General features: G+C 62.7%; 15 protein-coding genes, 1 tRNA gene and 1 pseudogene. 4 read left to right on the top strand and 13 right to left on the bottom strand.

The features are described from left to right. Positions 1–5: 5 nt before the first annotated feature. From EU800_RS02415 to EU800_RS02375, 9 genes are all read right to left on the bottom strand, one after another. Positions 6–1,859 (bottom strand): DUF294 nucleotidyltransferase-like domain-containing protein, encoded by a 1,854-nt coding sequence (locus EU800_RS02415; RefSeq protein ID WP_242500377.1) that lies wholly within the window; start codon positions 1,857–1,859, stop codon positions 6–8. 107 nt (positions 1,860–1,966) lie between these two features. Next, complete coding sequence (locus EU800_RS02410) at positions 1,967–3,754, bottom strand: sodium:solute symporter family protein (protein WP_129628208.1); 1,788 nt, start codon at positions 3,752–3,754, stop codon at positions 1,967–1,969. A gap of 16 nt (positions 3,755–3,770) precedes the next feature. Next, positions 3,771–4,010: a DUF4212 domain-containing protein gene (locus tag EU800_RS02405; protein WP_129628206.1), complete on the bottom strand. Its 240-nt coding sequence runs from the start codon at positions 4,008–4,010 to the stop codon at positions 3,771–3,773. Between the two features lie 118 nt (positions 4,011–4,128). Beyond that, the gene (locus EU800_RS02400) at positions 4,129–4,806 is read right to left on the bottom strand and encodes an adenylate kinase (RefSeq protein ID WP_129628204.1); all 678 of its coding nucleotides are present in this window, start codon (positions 4,804–4,806) and stop codon (positions 4,129–4,131) included. 4 nt (positions 4,807–4,810) lie between these two features. Beyond that, a complete protein-coding gene (acs, locus tag EU800_RS02395) occupies positions 4,811–6,775 on the bottom strand; it encodes an acetate--CoA ligase (RefSeq protein ID WP_129628202.1) in 1,965 nt (654 codons plus the stop codon). 412 nt (positions 6,776–7,187) lie between these two features. Then, on the bottom strand, positions 7,188–8,357 hold the full coding sequence (locus EU800_RS02390) for an alpha-hydroxy acid oxidase (RefSeq protein ID WP_129628200.1): 1,170 nt from the start codon (positions 8,355–8,357) through the stop codon (positions 7,188–7,190). 88 nt (positions 8,358–8,445) lie between these two features. Further along, on the bottom strand, positions 8,446–9,513 hold the full coding sequence (locus EU800_RS02385; RefSeq protein WP_129628198.1) for a methyltransferase domain-containing protein: 1,068 nt from the start codon (positions 9,511–9,513) through the stop codon (positions 8,446–8,448). Positions 9,514–9,548: 35 nt separating this feature from the next. Beyond that, the gene (gene trpA / locus EU800_RS02380) at positions 9,549–10,340 is read right to left on the bottom strand and encodes a tryptophan synthase subunit alpha (protein WP_129628196.1); all 792 of its coding nucleotides are present in this window, start codon (positions 10,338–10,340) and stop codon (positions 9,549–9,551) included. 99 nt (positions 10,341–10,439) lie between these two features. After that, entirely contained in the window at positions 10,440–11,315 is an 876-nt protein-coding gene (locus tag EU800_RS02375; protein WP_165354543.1) for a dienelactone hydrolase family protein, read from the bottom strand. A gap of 493 nt (positions 11,316–11,808) precedes the next feature. Between EU800_RS02375 and EU800_RS02370 the strand changes: the two genes are divergently transcribed. Continuing rightward, positions 11,809–11,885 (top strand) — tRNA-Met (locus tag EU800_RS02370). A gap of 387 nt (positions 11,886–12,272) precedes the next feature. Here EU800_RS02370 and EU800_RS02365 read toward each other — a convergent pair. Both EU800_RS02365 and EU800_RS02360 read right to left on the bottom strand, forming a co-directional pair. Further along, on the bottom strand, positions 12,273–13,619 hold the full coding sequence (locus tag EU800_RS02365) for a hypothetical protein (RefSeq protein ID WP_129628192.1): 1,347 nt from the start codon (positions 13,617–13,619) through the stop codon (positions 12,273–12,275). A gap of 214 nt (positions 13,620–13,833) precedes the next feature. After that, complete coding sequence (locus EU800_RS02360; RefSeq protein WP_129628190.1) at positions 13,834–14,721, bottom strand: LysR family transcriptional regulator; 888 nt, start codon at positions 14,719–14,721, stop codon at positions 13,834–13,836. Between the two features lie 92 nt (positions 14,722–14,813). Here EU800_RS02360 and EU800_RS02355 point away from each other — a divergent pair, with 92 nt between their 5' ends. The 3 genes from EU800_RS02355 to EU800_RS02345 all read left to right on the top strand — a co-directional run bounded on the left by EU800_RS02355 (position 14,814) and on the right by EU800_RS02345 (position 21,353). After that, the gene (locus EU800_RS02355; RefSeq protein ID WP_129628188.1) at positions 14,814–15,038 is read left to right on the top strand and encodes a hypothetical protein; all 225 of its coding nucleotides are present in this window, start codon (positions 14,814–14,816) and stop codon (positions 15,036–15,038) included. Between the two features lie 416 nt (positions 15,039–15,454). Then, positions 15,455–15,703, top strand: coding sequence for a hypothetical protein (locus EU800_RS02350; protein WP_129628186.1), 249 nt, complete (start codon positions 15,455–15,457; stop codon positions 15,701–15,703). A 532-nt stretch (positions 15,704–16,235) separates the two neighbouring features. Continuing rightward, positions 16,236–21,353: a RecQ family ATP-dependent DNA helicase gene (locus EU800_RS02345; protein WP_129628184.1), complete on the top strand. Its 5,118-nt coding sequence runs from the start codon at positions 16,236–16,238 to the stop codon at positions 21,351–21,353. A 116-nt stretch (positions 21,354–21,469) separates the two neighbouring features. On the opposite strand, the gene EU800_RS02340 is transcribed toward EU800_RS02345, so the two are convergent. Then, positions 21,470–22,189 carry an isoprenylcysteine carboxylmethyltransferase family protein gene (locus EU800_RS02340; RefSeq protein ID WP_129628182.1) on the bottom strand — a complete coding sequence of 240 codons (720 nt, stop codon included), beginning with the start codon at positions 22,187–22,189 and terminating at the stop codon, positions 21,470–21,472. Beyond that, positions 22,150–22,431: pseudogene (locus tag EU800_RS27195) on the bottom strand (hypothetical protein); the annotation flags it as partial. The pseudogene EU800_RS27195 and the gene EU800_RS02340, both read right to left, overlap by 40 nt.

The raw sequence follows: 22,431 nt of genomic DNA, 5'->3' as shown, positions 1-22,431 counted from the left end.
CGGGTCTAGCCTAGCACGCCCTTGCCCTGTCCCACCGCCGATTGCATCGTTCGCACCACGACAAAGGCGTCGCGCAAATGGCTGCGCTCGAAGTCGGAGAGATCGGAGGGCGGCATGAAATTGTCGGGCTTTCGGCCCGCGCGGATCTCCTCGGCCTGGCGCCGGAGCCGGGTCTCGGCGATCAGGTCGTAGGCGTCGATCAGGTCCTGGGCGCCGGAATGCGAGATCGTGCCCATCGCCTCGGCCGCTTCCAGCCGGGCGCGCGTGTTGACCTGCGTCAGCTCGCCCTGAAGCGCATAGATCCGGGCGAGATCGACAACGGGGACGACGCCGTTCATCTTCATATCGAGCTCGTTCTTGTGCTCGCCCGAACGCACCGTGGCGAAGCCGCGGAACAGGCCGAGGGGCGGGACATGCTTGAGCGAGTTCATGATCATGTGGCCGACGAAGATCGAGTTCCTGTGCGCGGCGGCGAGGGTCTCGCCCTGGAGGTTCTCGAACAGGTGCTTGGCGCCGCCGATGGGGCGCAGGTCGAACATTACCGAGGCGAGCATCTGCGCTTCGGGGTCGGGCTTGTTGATCCAGCCCCGGAAATAGCGCTGCCATATGGCGAGCGGCTGGCACCAGCGCGGGTTCGTGGCCATCATGTCGCCCGGGCAATGGAAATAGCCGCAGGTATCGAGCCCGTCGGAGACAAAGGTCGCGAGCCGGCGGAAATACTCCATGTCGTCCGGGGTCGCCGCATCGTCGAGGATGAGGCAGTTGTCCTGGTCCGAGACGCCGGTCTGTTCCTGCCGTCCCTGGGAACCACAGGCGAGCCAGAGATAGTCGACCGGCGGCGCGCCGAGCCGTTCTTCGGCCAGCGCCAGCAGGCGGCGGGTCACGGCGTCGGCGATGTCGGTGATCAGCCGCGTGACCACCTCGTGCCGGTTTCCGGCGCCGACCAGATGGGCAAGCAGTTGCGGCAGACCCGCGGTGACCTCGGCCATCTCGCGCGCACTTTGTGCGCCGACGATGCCCGACACCATCGAGGCCGAACTCACCGCCTGGAACCGGGTCAGGTCAGTCTGGGTCAGAATGCCGACGAGTCGGCCGTCCTCAGTCACCGGCACATGGCCGACCTTGCGCTCGAGCATCGTGTGCAGCAGGTCGGTGCCGAGCGCCGAGGGCGCGAGGCTTACCGGGTCAGCCGTCATGATCTCGGAGACCGGCGTGTCACCGCCGAGGCCCTGCGCCACCGCCTTGGTCGCCATGTCGCGCAGGGTCACGATACCTTCCAGACGGTCCTCCGCGTCCACCACGGCGAGGCAGGACACGCGCGTGTCGCGCATGCGTTCGGCGGCGGCGCGGATCGTGGTGCCGGCATTCACCGTGACCGGCGTGCGCACCATCAGGTCGCTGATCTTTTGGGTGGCAAGCTCGACCCGCTGTTCGCGCGCCGTGCCGCGACCGCGGTCAAAGAAGCGGGCGAAGGCCGGCGAGGTCTTCAGCAGCTCGTTGAACTCGTCGGCCGGCAACAGCAGAAGACGTGTCTCTTCGGTGGCGCGCGCGTTGGTCAGTGAACGACCCTCGCGCTGCAAACCGCGTTCGCCGAAGCTGTTGCGCCCGTGGAGGATCGACACCGGAGCGCCGGCGTCGTCGGTGATCTCGACCGTGCCATGCTCGATCAGCCAAAGCCCCTCGGCGGGATCGCCGATCGAATAGATCGTCTCACCGGGCCCGGCCAGGCGTTCGAGAAAGACGCCGGCCACCCGTGTCAGAACCTCCCGCCGGAGGCTGTCATAGGGGTGGACATGTTCGAGAAACCTCAGGATGCGGGTCTCGCGGTCAAGCGCCGTGTCGGTCATCGTCTCACCCATGGAAACCGGTTGCCTTGAAGCAAAGGCGCGCCCCTCCTTTCGAAGGGGCGCGCCGGTTTTCACACCCTTTGGCGGACGGGGCATTGGGACCCCGCCCGTTTCGGGGATCAGTGATCCGCGGCAGCGGCCCCTGCGCCACGCGGGATGCGGACGCTTTCGACCAGCTCCTGGATCTCCGCCGGCGGCTCCTCGGTCGCGTTGGAGACCAGGATCGCCGTTGCGAAGTTGAGGATCGCGCCGATGACCCCGAAGGACGTCGACTTGATCCCGAACAGCAGCGGTGCCGCGTCGGTGTAGCTGTTGGTGCCGGGGATGAAGAACCAGCCCTTGTGCAGGAAGATGTAGACAACCGTCACGATCAGGCCGACCAGCATGCCGGCCACCGCGCCGGTGTTGTTCACCCGCTTGGAGAAGATCCCCATCATCAGCGCCGGGAAGATCGACGCCGCCGCGATGCCGAAGGCCAGCGCAACCGTCTGTGCGGCGAAGCCCGGCGGGTTGAGCCCGAGATAGGTCGCGACAGCGATGGCCACGGCCATGGCGACCCGCGCCGACAGGAGCTCGTTGGCTTCCGACATGTTCGGTGTCAGCTGACCCTTCATCAGGTCGTGCGAGACGGCCGAGGAAATGGCCAGCAGCAGGCCGGCAGCGGTCGACAGCGCCGCGGCGAGGCCGCCGGCTGCGACGAGACCGATCACCCAGCCGGGCAGGTTGGCGATCTCCGGGTTGGCGAGAACCAGGATGTCGCGGTCGAACTTGGTGAGCTCGTTGCCGACCCAGCCGTTGGCCTCGGCCCGCGCCTGCATGTCCGGGCTCTTGTCGTTGTAGTACTGGATCTTGCCGTCACCGTTCAGGTCTTCCCAGCCGAGCAGGCCGGTCTTCTGCCAGGTCGCCATCCAGTTGTAGTCCGGATCGTTGGCAATGGTCTCGACCGACACCGCTTCACCCTGCGGGCCGTCCGGCCAGAACTGGTTGGTGATGTTGAGCCGCGCCATCGCGCCAACGGCCGGGGCCGTCAGGTAGAGCAGGGCGATGAAGACCAGCGCCCAGCCGGCGGACCAGCGCGCGGCGGCGACGGTCGGCACGGTGAAGAAGCGCATGATGACGTGCGGAAGACCCGCGGTGCCGATCATCAGGGACAGCGTGAACAGAACCATGTTCAGGGTGTCGCTGTTGCGCGTCGTGTATTCGGCGAAGCCGAGTTCGGTGACGAGCTGGTCGAGCTTCATCAGCAGCGGCTCGCCGGAGGACACCTCGGTTCCGAAGAGGCCGAGGCCCGGGATCGGGTTGCCGGTGAGTTCGAGCGAGATGAATATCGCCGGGATCGTGTAGGCGGTGATCAGCACGACATACTGGGCCACCTGGGTGTAGGTGACGCCCTTCATGCCGCCGAACACGGCATAGGCGAAGACGACGGCGGCGCCGATCAGCAGGCCCGTGGTGTTGCTCACCTCGAGGAAGCGGCCGAAGGCCACGCCAACGCCCGTCATCTGGCCGATCACATAGGTGATCGAGGCGACGATCAGGCAGATCACGGCCACGAGGCGCGCGGTCGGGCTGTAGAAGCGGTCGCCGATGAACTCGGGAACAGTGAACTTGCCGAACTTGCGCAGGTAGGGCGCGAGCATCAGCGCCAGCAGCACGTAGCCGCCGGTCCAGCCCATCAGGAAGGTGGAGTTGTCATAGCCGACGAAGGCGATCAGGCCGGCCATGGAGATGAAGGAGGCGGCCGACATCCAGTCGGCGCCGGTGGCCATGCCGTTCAGGACGGGGTGAACGCCCCGGCCGGCGGCATAGAATTCCGACGTAGAGCCCGCGCGGGCCCAGATCGCGATACCGATGTAGAGCGCGAAGCTCGCACCGATAAAGATCCAGTTGAGTACGAATTGATCCATCTGTCCGCTGTCCCTCTTATTGCTCGTCGACGCCGTGTTCGCGGTCGAGTGCGTTCATCCGCCAGGCGTAGAAGAAGATGATTGCCAGGAAGACGAGGATTGATCCCTGCTGGGCAACCCAGAAGGCGAAGCCCGGCATCACCGGTTCCAGCAAGATGCCGAAACCGAAGGGCACGATAGCCCAGATCACGAGGCACCAGGTGACGATACGGATGTTCGCCGCCCAATACGCATTGGCTTGAGGTTTGTCCGACATAGCGGTCCTCCCATAAGTTTCCCGTTCCCGCACATGCCTCACGCATGGCGGGGTCCTTCCCCTGGGCCATGTTCGGGTGGCCCCTCGGACCGGCGCCGCCAGGCGCCCGTCCCGTCGATCAGGCCTTGGCCTGCTCGACGATTTCCGCAAGCTTCGCTGCGATCTCGTCGATCGCGCCCATGGCTTCGACCTCCTTGAGAACGCCACGCGCCTGGTAGAACTCTATCAGAGGTGCGGTCTGCGCGTGATAGGCTTCGAGCCGCGAGCGCACGGTCTCGGCATTGTCGTCGGCCCTGCGATTGAACTCGGTGCCGCCACACTTGTCGCAGACACCCTCGACCTCCGGTTTCTTGAACGTGTCGTGGTAGCCCTCGCCGCAATTGGCGCAGGTGTAGCGTCCCGAGATCCGCTCGACCATCGCGTCGTCCTCGACCTCGAGGCTGATCGCGGCATTAATCTTCTGGCCACGCGCGGCCAGCAGCCCATCCAGCGCTTCCGCCTGCGCGGTTGTGCGCGGGAAGCCGTCGAGGATGATGCCGTTCTTCACGTCGTCATCGCCGAGGCGATCCTTCAGCACCGCGATGACGATCTCGTCGCTCACCAGCTGTCCTGCTTCCATCACGGCCTTCGCGGCCTTTCCGGCATCGGTCCCGGCCGCGACGGCGCCCCGGAGAAGGTCGCCCGTGCTGAGTTGCACCAGGCCGAACTTCTCTTCGAGCATGCGGGCCTGGGTGCCCTTCCCGGCCCCCGGGGGGCCGAGCAGGATCAGAACGGGCGGGGTGTTTTCGGGGCTCATGGCGTCATCCCTTGTTCATACGGTTCTCGATCAGGTCGTCGACCACGGAAGGGTCGGCGAGGGTGGAGGTGTCTCCAAGGGATCCGTAATCGTTCTCGGCGATCTTGCGCAAGATGCGGCGCATGATCTTGCCGGAGCGTGTCTTGGGCAGGCCGGGGGCCCACTGGATGAGATCCGGCGAGGCGATCGGGCCGATCTCGTGCCGCACCCACATGCGCAGTTCCTTCATGAGCTCGTCGCTGGGCTCGACGTCGTTCATCAGCGTGACGTAGCAATAGATGCCCTGACCCTTCAGCTCATGCGGGTAGCCCACCACCGCGGCCTCGGCGACCTTGGCATGCGCCACCAGCGCGCTCTCGACCTCCGCCGTGCCCATCCGGTGGCCGGAGACGTTGATGACGTCGTCGACCCGGCCGGTGATCCAGTAATAGCCGTCCGCGTCGCGGCGGCAGCCGTCGCCGGAGAAGTAGTAGCCTTTGTAATCCGCGAAATAGGTCTTCTCGAAGCGGCCGTGATCGTCCCAGACGCCGCGCATCTGCCCCGGCCAGCTATCCTTGATGCAGAGCACGCCCTCGGCCTCGGTCTGGGTGACCTCGGTGCCGGAATGCGGGTCGAGCACCACCGGTTGGACTCCGAAGAAGGGCTTGGTGGCCGAGCCGGGCTTCGCTTTATGAGCGCCGGGCAGCGGCGTGATCATGTGGCCGCCGGTCTCGGTTTGCCAGAAGGTGTCGACGATCGGGCATTTCCCTTTGCCGACATTCTCGTTGTACCAGTTCCAGGCTTCCGGGTTGATCGGTTCGCCGACAGACCCCAGCAGCTTGAGCGAAGAGAGATCGTGTTTCTCGACCCACTCCGTGCCCTTGCCCATCAGAGCGCGGATCGCGGTCGGCGCGGTGTAGAACTGGTTCACCTTGTGCTTCTCGACCACTTCCCAGAAACGTCCGGGATCAGGATAGGTCGGCACGCCTTCGAACATGACGGTGGTCGCGCCATTGGCGAGCGGACCGTAAACGATGTAGCTGTGGCCTGTCACCCAGCCGACATCGGCTGTGCACCAGAAGACATCGCCGGGGTGATAGTCGAAGGTGTATTCGTGTGTCATCGCCGCGTAGACGAGATAGCCGCCGGTGGTATGCACAACGCCTTTCGGGTGGCCGGTGGAGCCGGAGGTGTAGAGGATGAAGAGCGGATCCTCGGCCTCCATCTCGACCGGAACCATGTGCTCGTCGGCCTCGAGCATCAGCTCGCCGTAGTCGTGGTCGCGGCCGTCGACCCAGGTGGTCTGTTCCCGCGTCCGGCGGACCATCAGCACCTCGGGATCGTGGATGCAGTGCAGCAGGGCGGCATCGGTGTTGGACTTGAGCGGGGTCTTGCGGCCGCCACGCGGGGCGTAATCGGCGGTGATGATGAGCTTGGCGTCGCAGCCGTTGACCCTGGCGGCCAACGCCTCAGGCGAGAAACCGGCGAAGACGATGGAGTGGATGGCGCCGATCCGGGCGCAGGCGAGCATTGCGTAGGCCGCCTCGGGGATCATCGGCAGATAGATGACGACGCGGTCACCCTTGCGGATGCCGAGGTCTTCCAGCACGTTGGCGAGCTTGCAGACCTGATTGTGCAGCTGGCGATAGGTGATGTACTGCGCCGGTTCGTGAATATCGTCCGGCTCGAAGATGATCGCGGTCTGGTTGCCGCGCTTCGCGAGGTGGCGGTCGATACAGTTTGCGGCCACGTTGAGCGTGCCGTCCTCGAACCACTTGATGTCAATGTTGCCAGGCTCGAAGGAGGTGTTCTTCACCTTGGTGTAGGGCTTGATCCAGTCGAGCCGCTTGCCGTGCTCTCCCCAGAACGCCTCCGGGTCGGTGATCGAGGCGGCATACATCTCCTCGTATTTCTTTTCGTCGATATGGGCATTCTTGGCGAATTCGGCTGGGATGGCTCCGATTTCGGGGGCCTTGGTCTTGGTCGTCATGGATTTCCCTCCCTGAAATTGCGTCTGCGAACCTTTCGGAGGTTTCTTCCCGGGCCATCAATGCCCCAAGACGCTCCCCTCCCCTGGTCGCGGCTTGAAGGCACTCTAACCCCGTCCGTCAAAAAACGGATAAGTCTTTTCACAAAAATGATTTTTCTGTAAAAGTTTTCACCCGGAAGGCATGTATGGTGAAAATTTGTTTTCATATGTGAGCGCAAACACATTTGAAAACAATGCATTGTCTGAGGTCTGCAGGTTGAAAACGCGTGATCACTAATCCGCGCCGGCCGGCGCGAAAGCGGTCGTAACTGTCGTAAGGGAAGCTTCGCCGGGGCGAGGGGGGCGGATTGTGGCGACTGTCTCGTGATTTTCCCGCCCGGTCGGGCGGGAATCGAGTCGCCCTCAGCGGTCGTCAGTCCTGTTGCCAGCGACCTTCGAAATCCTCCGGGATCAGCAGGACGCCGCGCCCGAGCTCTCCGATCGTCCGGCGGCCGCAGAGCGCCATGTTGGTGTCGAGCTCCTTGCGGATCACCTCCAGCGCCTGGATCACGCCCTGCTCGCCATTGGCGCCGAGGCCGTAAACGAAGGCGCGGCCGATATAGCACCCCTGTGCGCCCATCGAGACCGCCTTGAGCACGTCCTGGCCGGAGCGGATGCCGCTATCCAGATGGACCTCGATCTCGCCGCCCACCGCGTCGAGGATCGGCCGAAGCATGCGGATCGAACTCAGCGCGCCGTCGATCTGACGGCCGCCATGATTGGAGATGATGATGGCGTCGGCACCGACCTTGACGGCCATCCTGGCGTCCTCCGGATCGAGGATGCCCTTGAGGATCACCTTGCCGTCCCACATCTCGATAAGCTTTTCGACCTTCTTCCAGTCAAGCGCCTGGTCGAACTGCTTTGCGGTCCATTCGAAGAGCGACGAGGGGTCCTCGACCCCTTGGGCATGGCCGACAATATTGCCGAACTCGCGCCGCTTAGTACCCAGCATGCCGAGACCCCAAGCCCAGCGGGTGGACAGGTCGATCCAGTTCTTCAGCGTCGGCTTAGGCGGGGCGGAGAGGCCGTTCTTGAGATCCTTGTGGCGCTGGCCGATCATCTGCAGGTCGAGTGTGATCACAAGCGCGGAACAGCCGGCGTCCTTCGCGCGGCCGATCAGGCGGCGCACGAAATCCTCGTCGGTCATGGTGTAGAGCTGGAACCAGAAGGGCTTGCGCGTGTTCTCTGCCACGTCCTCGATGGAGCAGATCGACATGGTGGAGAGCGTGAAGGGCACACCGAAGCGTTCGGCGGCTCGGGCGGCAGCGATCTCGCCATCGGCATGCTGCATGCCGAGCAGGCCCACCGGGGCGAGCGCCACCGGCATTTCGACCGGCTGGCCGACCATCTCGGAGGCGGTCGAGCGGCCCGTCATGTCGATGGCCACCCGCTGGCGCAGGCGGATCTTTGCGAAATCGGAGACATTTTCGGAAAAGGTCTGTTCGGTCCAGCTGCCGGATTCGGCGTAGTCGTAGAACATCTTCGGCACCCGGCGCCGGTAAATCGTCTTGAGATCCTCAATGTTGGTGATGACCGGCATGCCGCTTGCTCCTTCACGAAACTGCTGTGAGACCTTTACCGGCGGGCCACTGCCATCGCAATGCCAAGCCGGCCTTATTCCCCCGCAGTCAGTCGCGATCGCCGATGGGCTCTGAACGCGCCACGAAGAGCAGGTTGTCGAAGCCCAGGCGGTTGAGACGGCGCGGGTCGGCAAGATAGCTCGTCTCGACGTGACGCTGCGGGCCCATCCGGAAACCGAATTGCGCGAAGGCATCGGGCAACTGGTCCGCGGCGTAATACTCCTCCTCGCCGGGGGAGAAGGCATAGCCGAGCGGGCCGAAATGCAGGAAGCGCCCGCACGGGCGCAGGATACGGCGCATCTCGGGCAGCAGCCGGGAGAGCGGCATCAGGTCGGTGAAATAGGGCGAGAGCACGGTGTCGAACTGGCCGTCTGTGAATGGCAGCCGCGCGGCGTCGGCGACGAGATAGGCTGGGCGGCGCGGGGCGAGCGCGTGGCGCGCCTCGAGGCGGCGGATCTCGTCTTCTGCGCGGCGGAAATTGCCGACCATCGGGTGGTGGAATCCGATCCGGCCTGTCTCGCAGAGCCGGTCATAGAGCAGTGCCATGCCGAGCGAGAGGTCGACCCCGACGATCTCCGGCAGGTTCTCGGCGAGGGCGCAGAGCAGCCGGCCCGTGCCGGCGCCGAGGAGGAGGCAGCGACCCGGCGTCTCCGTTCCGAACGCGCCGGTGACCGCTTCGAAGGTGGCGGCGATTTCCGCCTCGGCGGATGCGGATCCGCCCCAGTCGCGGAGCAGCGCGTTCAGGAGGTCGGCGCCCGGCGGTACCTGGTAGGCGAAGGGCTCGGTCTCGACCTCCGGCAATGTCCCGGCAAGGTCGCGCAGGAGCGCGGCGTTCCCGGCCAGCGCGTGCGAGATGCCGCGCATCGTCTCCGCCCGGAGGCTGCCGCGCCCGGCAAGTGCGGCATAGCCCCGCGCGCCCTCCTCATGCTGGTCGGCAAAGCCGGCGAGCACCTGCCGCTCGGCGGTGACATGGCGAAGCGGGTCAGGCACGAGGATGGGAAGTCGCCCCGAAACGATCGGGTAGCCAGTGTCGCAGGCGGAGCAGGCGAGGGACGCGCCGTCGGCGGTCCGGGTCAGCGGCACCCGGCAGGTCGGGCAGGCAAGATCGGAATGCATCGGCGGCCTCCTGCCCGTTCTGGTGCGACCGGCGCCTAGGCCCTGTGTGCTCCGTCGGCGAGGCCCTTCACGAAGTCGAGGACCTCGGCCACCGGCCGGCCCTCGCCGATCAGCTTGACGATGGCCGAGCCGACGACGGTGCCATCAGCGACGCCGGCGATTGCTTCGGCCCTCGCCGGCGAGTTGACGCCGAAGCCGACGATCACCGGCAGATCGGTCTTCGCCTTGATCCGGGCGACCTCGGGGCCGACATCGCTTGCCTGCGCCTCGGCGGCGCCGGTGATGCCGGTGATCGAGACGTAATACACGAAACCGGACGTGTTCTGCAGCACCTTGGGCAGGCGCTTGTCGTCGGTCGTCGGGGTGGCGAGGCGGATGAAGTTGAGCCCCGCGGCCTGGGCCGGCAGGCAGAGCTCTTCATCCTCTTCGGGCGGGAGGTCGACGACGATCAGCCCATCGATCCCGGCCTCTCGTGCGTCGGCAAGGAAACGGTCGACGCCGCGACTGTAGATCGGGTTGTAATAACCCATGGCGACGATCGGCGTCGTCTGGTCGCCTTTGCGGAATGCTGTGGCGAGGTCGAGCGTCTTCTGCAGCGTCTGGCCGCCCTCCAGCGCACGCTGGCCGGCGCGCTGGATCGTCGGGCCGTCGGCCATCGGGTCGGTGAAGGGGATGCCGAGCTCGATGATGTCGACGCCGGCGCCGGGCAGGCCCTTCACCACCTCGAGCGAGGTCTCGTAGTCGGGGTCGCCCGCCATCACATAGGCGACGAAGGCCTTTTTCCCTTCGGCTCTCAGCCGCGCGAAAGTGTCGTCGATCCGTGTCATGGCGTCCTCGCAAATGGTCCGGACTGCCTTGCAGAATGCGGCCGGGAAAATCAAGCAGGGAGTCGGCCGGGGCTGTTGGCCGGCTGAAGCCGTCGACGTTCAACTGCCGTCCGCGATGTCCGCGAGGAAGCGCCGCGTGATCTCCTTGGCCCGCTCGATCGCTTCGGGCGAGAATTCCAGCATGCTGAATGCGTTCTTTTCGGCCTGGTCGAATCCGTGCGTCGTGCCCTCGAAGAGGTGCGTCTCGACCGGCCGTCCCGCCGCCCGCATCCGCTCGATCACGTCGATACAGGAATCCTCGTCGACGATCGTGTCGTCCTTGACCAGCAGGAAGAGCGCCGGCACATCCGCCTTCCAGCCGTTGCTCCGAACCTGGCTCGCCACGCCGCAATAAGGATAGAGCAGGATCACGCCGGCGATGCCCTCGAGACCGCGCGCGCGGATGCTTTCGGGCCAACGGGTGAGGTTGTGCGGCCGCGCACCCTGGCCGTGAAGAGAGAGCATGTCGAGCACAGACCATCCGCCATGCGACGCGCCGATCAGGACGATCCGGTCCGGGTCGACGGCCTCCATGGCCCTGGCGTCCTCGATTGCAACGGCAACATCGCCGGCACGCTCCGGGCCGGGCAGGATCTGGCCGATGCAGACCAGCCGCCAAAGCTGTGCGTCGTTGAGACCGCGTGGTCCGTGGCTATCGACGATCACGGCCGCCCAGCCCTGGTCGACGACCGACTGCGCCCATCGTTCCATGTTGTCTTTCGGCCCGTCGCATCCGGAAAAGAGCAAGGCGGCGGGAAACGGACCGGGGCCGTCCGGCAGGTAAGTCCGGTAGCTCGGCCGAAGCTTTGCGGAGAGCTGCTCAGGCGTCAGCGCGGCAGTGCCGAAGCCGTAATACCGAGCGAGGACGTTGCAACCCACGAGACCGAAAACAACGAGCAGTGCCAATACGGCCCAGACGAGCGGATTGGTCCACATCCGGGATGCTCCCATCAAAGCGGTGCCTTTTGGCGTCTCGGTCCCGACAAAAGGAGATCACGGGCGCCGGCAACAGTTGTGACGACGGCAGCGCAGGATCCGGCGAAACGGGCTCTCCGAGCCGACAGGACCACGGGCCGCGGGCGGGGGATGTGAAAGCGCCATCGGAGTCGCCCGAATCGGCCTCGGGCGATCCGAGTGCGGAAATCTTCGCGGGTCGGAGTCCCGATCGCTATTGTCCAGCCAGACTCGCATTGCGCGATTGTAACGATTCTGGTTCCGCCAAGATTCATGACGACCCTCCAACGCCGCTGCCTGTCGGAACTTGCGCCAAGCGGCACGCACCCTGCAAGTTTTGATCGGCCGGGCGTGCGAAACGTGCCTCCAAAGGTCGGCCACCAAAGGGTGTTCGAGGCTCTAAAGATTTTTTGATGGCCCTGTCGATTTTGCTCTTGCGGCCCGATCGAAGCAGGTCTAGGTAAGCCGCTCTTGGCGCGGGGTGGAGCAGCCCGGTAGCTCGTCAGGCTCATAACCTGAAGGTCGTAGGTTCAAATCCTACCCCCGCAACCAAAAATCACACACAATATCAAAGACTTGAAGTCGGCTTCGGCCGATCGAGTTTTTGATGTCGCGTTTTACATCAACGCCACATCAACGTTTGACGAGTCCTCTGGACGGAACCAACGTCAAGTTTGGCTGGCGGGCGGGATGTCGTGCTCCGTCACCCAGGAAATTGACGCCCACCAAAGGCTGGCTTCGGAACGGTCGCTTGCCGTGATTCTCGACACCGATCCATTGTCGTCCAGTCTGGGTTCCGACTCCTGATCAGCCAGCGGATTCGTTTCACACGTTTCGCCTTCGCCAATGGACCGGCTTTCGAGACGAGTGCAGAACTCCTCTCCTGCGCGAAAAGTGACTTGATATCGCATCATCGACCTCGAACGCAGTGTCATGGCGTCATTGCCTCTCGTCGGCGACGCCGAGTTCCTCCCACATCCAACCGAAGTCATGCTCGGCCAATGGCGATCCCGGTTGGCTTGCACTCCGGTTCTCGATCAGTTTCAGCCATTCGACGACCTTCTTTCGGCCGGCCGCACTGCGCGTCGCCAGACGGGGCGTCTTGTCGCCGAGGGCCGGGACGGGCTGGTCGAGTATGTCGCGGTAATGCCGGTCCAGATGGTCGTGCACGATCTGCCGGGCGATCTCTGGTGGGATCTCGTCCTCATTCTGAAGGCCGTCGGTGTCGTCGCGCTCGGCCATCATCTGCTGGACCGTCCGGATCGCGGTCAGTGGCGGTTTCAGGAGGTCCCCGAGTCCGTCCATGATCAGGGCCTCGCCCCGGTCTGCCCGCGCAGCCGAGTTGACGGACAGGGTCAACGCCTTCCCCTTCAGCTCCAGCATGCCCAGGACCGTGGCGCCGGAAATCGCCTGACCAAGGGCGATGCCGCCCGCCGGTCTGGTGGCGGGCGTTCCTTCTGCCACCAACCAGTTCCAGACTTTCGGCCCGGCAGGATCAAATGCCGGCACCCGCGCCAGTCGGGCTACGACATCTTTCTGAACCACACCCGCGGCCAGTGGAAAACGCAGGTCGTGGAACACCAGTTCGTCGCCATCGATGTTTCCAAGCTGCATGGGTTCGATGTCGAGCGCCCTCGGCAGGCTTTCGAAGAGCCAGGCATTGGCGAAGAGCGGCGCGCATTGGCGGCGCTGGTTGGCCGAGAGGCGTAGCTTTTTCCGTCTTCCCAGATTCAGGGCGTCCCGCAACACGTCGGTCAGGAGGTCAACCGCCTCCGCCGGGAAGGGCAGCAGCGCGCCCGAAATGACATGGTGATCTCGTTCCGGGACGATTCGCACGGCGATCCGGTCCCACGGTTTCAGCATCTGTGTTGCGCTTTTCTCGCGGACCGTGACGGGCGCGGCGTCGCTCAGAAGATCCCGCAGCACCATGGACACGCCCGGTTTGATTGCGCTCACTTCATACAGGCTGACCGGCGCGTCCCGCAGAGCCTCGAAATAGGCCCGGTTCTGGGCAGTTTCCTTCCAACCCCGACGCTTGAGATAGAGGTCGACGATGTTCTGATCGTCCGGATCGTAGGTCCTGCCGAGGAAATCCTCGAAGGCACATCCCCACAAGACCATCGGCCAACTCTCACCAAGGATGTCACCGAGTTCCTCGAAATCGACCTCGAACTCCTCCATGGCGGGCAACAGATGTTCGTCCATGACGCTGGCCAGACGCTCACGCCAAAGGTCGTCGTGGCCAATGAAGCCGATCAGGCCGTCTATGTCGTTCCTTGTCCCCACGTGCAAATGCCTCCCCATCTCAAGTGGCATCACGACTATCGTGGATCCGGACCGCGAACCAGACGCGCAACTCGGCTGACGCTGCTTGGAATACTGTCGATACTGTTATGGCAGTCACTCCTATGCAGGACTGTTTGGAGCCGTTGCCCCATCCGCAAACAAGGCGACGCGCCGGCTGATCCCGGGCAAGCGGACTTTCATACGGAGCGCCCGCCTACCATCCCAGCGACCGGTATCTTTTCACCATCAGTTTCGCCAGGGCGCGCACGTTCTGACGCCGATACGCAGCCGGAGAAATGACAATCCACACTGGAACTGACATGCTGACGGGTGCATGGAAGCAGGCGGTCAGGTTCTTGGTCTTGTCGCCGAGTGATCTGGGCAACGGCCCCAGGACCTCGCCGATCCCAATGGTCGCGACCATCGATCCGAGGTCAAAGCACTTGGCTGCCACCTGATCCGGTCTGATCAGCTCCCGCAACCAATCGTTGAGCGCATGGGGCACATTCTGACCGTCGAACACTGCGAACTTGTGGCGCCCTAACTGATCCGGGCCCGAAGGCAGTGGACCAGGGTAGTCACGGGAAGCGTAAAGCCCGCCTGACAGGACGCCGAGCTTGCGGCAGATGAGTTTGTCGTCCCTGATCTGCGGCGTGATGCGCAGGGTGATGTCACCGTCGCCGCCCATCAGATCCACAAATCGATTGGTCGGCGTCACTTCGACCGGTGTCTCTGGGTGAGCAGCGCGGAATTCGGCGATGACATCGTATATCCTGTCGGAGATTGCAGCAACCGGTGCCGAAAACCGGATTACCTGCGATGCATCGTCGGACAACTTGGCCGCCAAGGTGCCGAACGAACGCACCGCCACCTCGACATTCTCCGCGTTTTCTAACAGTTTCCTGGCCTGGGGCGTCGGGTGGAACCCCCGCGTGTCGCGATCGAACAGGGTCAGTCCGAGCTCATGCTCAAACTCGTCGATCCTGCGGGCGACTGTTGGCTGTGTAACGCCAAGTTCCCGCGATGCCGCCAGTGTCGAGCCGGTTCGGACGACAGCAAGGAAGGCTCTGATATTCGACCAGTTGTCGGGCGCGCTCTTCATTTTTTAGAGCAGCACAAAATCGGGAAGGATACCATCGTTTCCGATCGCCCCCTACGGTCGCACTGACAGGTAGATTGCGAAAAGGTGGCCCCATGAGCCTGATAACCTTCACCAGCACTCCGAGATTTTCGCCGATGGCAAATCTGCTGTCCCTGATTGCACGCGTCCTCTGGACGCCGGCGAACAAATCGAACAACGAGGATGAAAGCCGAGACCGCCGCGATTTCCTGCTTGAAATGATGGAGTTACGTCCTTGCTCTTTCCAGAGCGAACTGGACTTCCAAAACATGATGCACGTCTACCCGTCGAGGTTCTGAGCACTGGGGGCCGGCATCACGATTTGAAGTGGGTCGGGTACGAAAGGCTGTCCTGCGCCGGCGCCCGTCTCAGGCTGCGCGAGGCGCTGCGTTTTCGGTGAATACAACCAGGTTTGAGGCGCTAAAAACGACGAGTCAGAGCGCCATTGGAGGAACAGATGGATGCGCGACACGAAGGGGGATGTTTGTGCGGAGACATCAAATTCGCCGTCACGAGCGAGCCGCTGCGGTTCTACATCTGCAGCTGCCGGTTCTGCCAGCGGATGACGGCCGCGGCCGGAAACACAATGGCACCGTTCCTCAGGGAAAAACGCCAAACTGCTCTCGGGAACGCCGGACGTCTATGAAAATGTTTTTGAGGGCAGCGGCAAGAAGATGTGGCGAACTCATGCCCGGCCTGTCACAGCACCATGTTCATGACTTGGGAGAACTTCTCCAAAGCGGCCGGCGTCTTCTGCGGCTCGTTCGACAATCCGAACTGGTTCGCACGCAATCCCGAGAATACGGTCTACACTTTTGCCGAAGAGGCGCCGAAGGGCACCGTCTTTCCCGCGGGCTTCCCTGTCTACCAAGGCCATGCGCTCTCCGACGGCGGCGCCATCAACAGCCCGACGGTCTATCCGGTGCACTCGATGGTCACGAACAAAGCAGAGCGGGATAAATGAGCGGCTTCGGCCAGGAACGGCAGCCTTTCCAAGACGTGTGTAGTTTGTCCCGCTTTGTGGCCGCACAGCTGGATAACCGCCGCTGCCAAACAATTCTTGAACTGGCTCGAACGGCCGAGATGGGGCGCGAAGCAGACATTTGATTTCAGCCGGCCGAACGGCGGGATTGGACCGGTCGCCGAGCGTCAGGAGTTGCTGCGCGTGCGAAGGCAGAGCTCTGCTTGGAGGTCCGCAATGCGCGGTGAACGGACCCGCAGCCGAATGAATGCCCGCTTCTTAAGATGAAGCGAGGCATCTGCTCGTTTGACGAATGGTTTAGCGACCGACGTTTGCAGGTCTTCTGCCGTGAAGCTGACGCCGAAAACCGTCGGAGTTTCCTGGTGGCGAGTTGCTTGCGGTCCCTATCGTGCCCCTGGCGCGCTGAGGCTCATGATCCACACTCCTTGCGCCGCGCGGATTGAAGTACTTTTCTTTCCTGCCTGAAAAAATAAGATCCTCAGAGACTTGAAGTGAGGAGGTCGGCGCCCCGACCATGGATACGGTCGTCAACACAATACAGTCCGGGATTCTGGCGCGCTGTGTTTCAGTCGATCTCGAGGTTGATCCCGAAAAGGCACGGATCTTCGCTTTCGCAGCAGTGACGTATGATACTGACACGCCGAGCCTGGTTGTGAACGCCTCCGTCGATGCCGGCCTCCGACAACTGGACTTGTTCTGCCAGGATTTCGACCATGTGATCGGTCACAATATCCTCCGCCACGATCTGCCCTACCTGACCGCAGCCGCGCCGAAACTCGCTGCCCTCGCGAACGCCCCGATCGACACGCTCTGGCTCAACCCGCTGGCCTTTCCGCGAAACCCGTACCACCACCTCGTCAAACATTACCAGGACGGACGGTTGCAGACCGGGCGCGTGAATGACCCGGAGTTTGATGCCAGGCTCGTGTTTGAGGTGCTGGAAAACCAGATCAACGCCTTCATAAGGCTCAATGAGCAATCTCCCGACTCCCTGACAGCGTATCACTATCTCTGCACCCGCAATGCCCGGAGCGGCGGCGTTGATCGGCTATTTGCAATCATCCGGGGGACAACGAAGCCCGGAAAAGACGAAGCAGACGCCGCGATCCGGCGGCTGCTCGCGAACGCGGCTTGTTCCGCGATGGTGGAGAGCACTATTGCTCGGCTCGACGATGCGAGCCTCAGCTGGCCTCTGGCCTACGCGTTATCGTGGATTTCGGTGGCTGGCGGAGACTCGGTCATGCCGCCCTGGGTGCGCGCGCAGTTCCGGGACGCCGCGCGGATCGTGCGGGACCTGCGCGACAGCAACTGCGGCGATCGCGATTGCAGCTATTGCCGCACCAACAACGACCCGAAACAGGCGCTGAACCGTTGGTTTGGCTTCGAGAGTTTCCGTCCTGAACCGGTCGACGAGTTCGGACGCCCGCTTCAGGAACGGATCATCGAAAACGCGATGGGGGGCGAGAGCCTGCTTGGCATCCTGCCTACTGGTACTGGCAAATCCATCTGCTACCAGATCCCCGCACTCTCCCGGTTTGACAAGACCGGGGCTCTGACGGTTGTCATCTCACCCCTCGTGGCGCTGATGGCCGACCAGGTGCAGGGGTTGGCGCGGGCCGGCATCGCGTCGGCGGTCACGATCAATGGGCTATTGTCGCTGCCTGAACGCCACGATGCCCTGGACAAGGTTAGGCTGGGGGATGCCGCGATCCTGCTGATCTCGCCGGAGCAGTTGCGCAGCACTTCGGTGCGCTCCGTGCTTGCCCAGCGTGAGGTTGGGTTATGGGTTCTGGACGAGGCCCACTGTGTCTCGAAATGGGGGCATGATTTCCGGCCCGACTATCGCTATGTCAGCCGTTTCATCAAGGAGAGCTCCGGGGATGATGTCGCTCCGGTCCTCTGCCTGACCGCCACCGCAAAGCCCGATGTCGTTCAGGACATTCGTGGGCATTTCAGCGAACGCCTTGGACTGGAGCTTGTCCTGCTCGATGGAGGCGCCTCTCGCACGAACTTGAGCTTCAAGGTGCTGCCGACCCAGCGCGCCACCAAGATGGCCGATGTCCTCGGCGCACTGGAGGCGGAATTGCCCGCCACTGGCGCCTCTGGAGCTGTCGTCTATTGCGCGACGCGGAGTGCAACCGAACGCGTAGCGGAGTTCCTCAAGCAGCAGGGGCTGGCAGCCGAGCGCTATCACGCAGGTCTCAGTGCCGAGGAGAAGCGTGAGATCCAAGAAGCATTCCGGGTGGGCGAGCTGCGGGTCATCGCCGCAACCAATGCCTTCGGCATGGGGATCGACAAGCCCGACATCCGGCTCGTAGTCCACGGTGACGTACCCGGCTCGCTCGAAAACTACCTTCAGGAGGCTGGCCGCGCAGGTCGGGATAGGGACCCGGCCCGATGTGTTCTTCTGTTCAACACGGAAGACGTGGATCGCCAGTTCAGCCTGAGTGCCCGATCTCGACTTGCCCGGCACGAGATCGCCGCGATCCTGAAAGCGCTGCGGCGTCTCGATGACCGAACGCGCAAGAGCGGCAAAGTTGTCGCGACGCCAGGTGAGATCGTGAAAGAGGAGAAGGATCACGATTTCCAGCGCGACAGCGCCACGGATGACACACGGGTCAAGACGGCCGTGGCCTGGCTCGAGGAGGCAACTCTCCTACGCCGGGAAGAAAACCGTGTGCAGGTGTTCCCCGCCGCGCTGCTGGTACGCGACATCGAACAGGTGAAGATGATCCTCGGTCGCGCGGACATCACGGACATCCGTCGGCGGCAACTCCTCAGCATCGTCCAGCACATAATCAACGCGCCCGCGGACGAGGGTATCTCCACGGATGCCCTTGGCGGCGCGAGTGGCTTGACAGGTCCAGCGCTGCGAAAGGCGCTGACCGATCTGGAAGCCCTGGGCATCGCCAGCGATGACACGAACATCACGATCTTCGTTCATCTGGGCATCGAGAACGCTTCGCGTGCACGGCTCGAGGGTGCAGCTCGGCTTGAGGCCGATCTGATTGCAAAGTTGCGAGAAGAGGCTCCGGACGCCGACAACGGAGACCCCACACCTTTCAGCCTCGCGGCCACCTGTCAGGTACTGCGGGAGGATGGCCATAGCGCAGTGCGCCCGGATATTGTCGAAACGCTCCTGCGCGGCATCGCACAAGACGGGCGCGACATGGAAGGTGGGCGCGGAAATCTCCACATCCGCAAGGCATCGCGTGGCAGTCTTATGGTTCGCCTGCAACGTTCGTGGTCGATCGTTGAACAGACCGCGGACCTGCGCAGGCAGGGGGCCGAGCGTCTGCTCTCGCATCTCGTGGGCAAAGTGCAGAAGGGACTGCGCGGTAAAGATATTCCGGTGGAGACCACCTTGGGAGAGCTGCTCGCGGCCATTACCAGCGACGTCATATTGCGAGGTGCGGTCAAAGACCCGAACAAGCTGATGGATCGGGCGCTTCTTTGGCTCCACGAGCAGCAGGTCGTCACCCTTGGCAAGGGCTTGTCGGTGTTCCGCCCCGCGATGACCCTACACCTGAATCCGAATGGCGGGAGCTTTACTGTCCAGAACTTTGCACCGCTCGAAGATCACTACACTGAACAGACGATTCAGACCCATGTGATGGCGGCCTACGCCGAGAAGGGGCTCGAGAGCATGGACGAGGCCGAAAGACTGGCGGCCGATTATTTCGTTCTGGAGCGAGAAGCGTTCATGCGGAGGTGGATGCCGGGCCGCGGGACAGAGTTTCGCAGGCAGGCGACGGGCCAGTCCTGGGCAGAAATCGTCGGGGCGCTTGGCAACAGCACGCAGGAACAGATCGTGCGCGATGATCGCGAGCAGACAAACGTTCTGGTGCTGGCCGGGCCCGGCTCTGGCAAGACCCGCGTGCTGGTGCATCGTGTTGCCTATCTGGTCAAGATCCGGCGCGAGGATCCAAACGGCATTCTGGTGCTCGCCTACAATCGCCACGCCGCCGCAGAGATCCGTGAGCGCTTACGTGGTTTGATCGGCGACGAGGCCCGCTTCGTCACGGTGTCAACGATCCACGCCCTTGCTATGCGGCTGGTGGGCGCCAGCTTTGCTGGTTCAGCGCGAGCAGCGCAGCCCGATTTTCAGACCTTACTCCTGGACGCGGCGCAGCTCCTACGTGGCGATGGCCTGGACAAGGCCACGGCAGAGGCTTTGCGGGACACGCTGATTCAGGGCCACCGATGGATTCTGGTCGACGAATACCAGGACGTTGGCCCAGAGGAATATGCGCTCATCTCGGCGGTGGCTGGCAGAAGCCTCGATGATCCGGAGCTTCGCCTCTCCCTCTTCGCAGTGGGAGACGACGACCAGAACATCTATTCCTTCGCCGGCGCCTCCATTCGACACATCCGCCAGTTCGAAGAGGACTATTCGGCCAAACCGGTTTTTCTCACGGAGAACTATCGCTCGACCGGTCATATCATCACGGCGGCGAATGCTGTCATCAAAGACGCTTCGGCGCGGATGAAGATCGGGCGCGACATTACCGTCAACAGCGATCGGCGAAGTGCGGCGCCGGGTGGCGACATGGCGGCGATAGATCCAGTTGCACAAGGCCGGGTGCAGATACTGGAATGCCCTCCCGGCAATGACGCACAGGCGATGGCCGCGCTTGACGAACTTCTGCGCCTATCACGGCTGATCCCCGACTGGACCTGGTCACGCGCCGCGATCATCTCGCGCGATTGGCAAAAGTTGGCTCCGGTGAGGGACTTTGCCGAAGCGCTCGGGATTCCCGTCGAGATGGCCAATGAGCGGCTGCCCGGTCTTTGGCGGATGCGCGAAATGCAGTCCTTCATCGAAGCAATACTTGCTGATCATAGCCGGATGGTTTCAATGACCGATCTGACCAACACATTGAATGCTATCCCGAGCTCGCGCTGGACCGATCGTATTGGTGAAGGCCTGGGACTCCTCGCCAGGGAAATCGACGGGCGAAACCTCTCAACACCTGATGTGATCGAATGGTTCGCCGAATGGGCCCGTGACTCCTGGGGCGAGCAGCGAGGTCTGAAACTCCTCACAGCCCATCGCGCCAAGGGGCTGGAATTCGACGACGTGGTCGTCTTGGACGGTGGCTGGGAACGTCCTTCTCGCAATGAAGATCAGGATGCCCCACGACGGCTGTTCTACGTTGCCATGACTCGCGCGCGGCGAAACCTTATCGTGATGAGCAATGACAACCACGAATACCTTCCGGTGCGGTCTCCTTCGATCATCAATCGGCATGTGAAGCCCGATCTCGCCGGCCTCCCCGGACCGAGACGGTTTTTCCAGTCTGCCGAGGCACGCCAGGTCGACCTGTCCTTTGCTGGCCGCCAACGCGCCGGACACCCTGTTCTCAATGCCATCTCACAAGCTCGGGTTGGCGACCCGATTTCTCTGCTTTGCGAACAGGGTCGCTGGCATCTTCAGGATGCAAGCGGTCGAAGCCTGGGGCGTATGGCGAAGAGCTTTCAACCCCCACCAAACACCCGGTTTGTCGAAGGGACGATCGCCGCAATTCTTCGCTGGTGCAAAGAAGACGGGGATGAAGCCTTCTATCACACGCTCAAACGCGACGCCTGGGAGGTGGTCATTCCTGAGATGGTGTTCGAGGCTCTGCAGTAACAGCGCGAGGCCCGCTAGGAATCTGGCAAATACCGCGAGTGAACGCTTGGGCAGGCTGCGCGCAACTCTCTGTTGAACCGCGCTTCCTAATCCAGGCCCCCCGCCATTCTGGTCTCTCAGTATATCCCGGGAATTAACCGATAGCGCACCCGACGTGCATAGTCCCGATAGCCCGGTAACTCTTCCTGCAAAGTCTGGTCCTCAAGGGCCGTTCTAAAGACCGAGATGACCGATGCCACCGCCGCAGGAATCAAGATCCATGCCGAGCCCAGAGCAAGAACAATACCGAACAGTGGAAAAATATTTCCAGCATAACCCGGATGCCGCACATACCGGTACGGACCGCTGTCACAAACTACATGTCCTCGATCCGTCTGAATGACCACTACGCTGTAGAAATAGCGGTTCTCTGCCAATGCCCATGCGCCGAAAGCGTATCCGGAGGAGATTAACAAGAAGCCAATGACATTTAGCCATAGTGGAAATTCGGGAGACCAGACATAGCGGTGGTCCAGCCCTGCCAAGATAACCACAGGGTATCCGATACTCACCGCCATCAGTGGAGCGAGTACCTTGTCCCAGGATTTTGCGTTTTGAAAATTTTCAAGGTTTTGCCGTTCGGCTGTCAATCCGGGATGTCGCTGTTCTGCCCACACGCGTCCCCCTAATCCAACGGCGACGATCACAATGGAATAGAGCCACGCCTGCCACCAACCGAGGTCCCCGCCGCATATCAATAAAATGAGCGGAATTAGGAGATAGACCACAGCTAATCTTATCCACTGGCGAAGAGATGCTATTTGAGCTGTTTCTTCACTGCCCCGCTGCGCTGGCATGTCATTCCCCAAAACAAAACAGGTTTGAGTTTATGCCCAACCTTCTCGGCGCTCAACCATGCACGATCTGGCGCAAGATGCAGCGACTCTCTTCTGAAGCCGCCTTTAGGGCGGTCTAGGTGTTTGATCCCACGGTTTGATGGTGCGATCCATTCGCTGGAATGGAAGGAAGCCCTATGGGACAGGTACGTCACGGCAGCGCCACGACCACGCACGCCATCCGAGCAGCAATACAGCGATCG

It is taken from the genome of Tropicimonas sp. IMCC6043 (genome assembly GCF_004146235.1).
GTDB lineage: Bacteria > Pseudomonadota > Alphaproteobacteria > Rhodobacterales > Rhodobacteraceae > Tropicimonas.
Note: the sequence above shows the minus strand (reverse complement) of the source record. Positions and strands in the feature narration are given on the sequence as shown.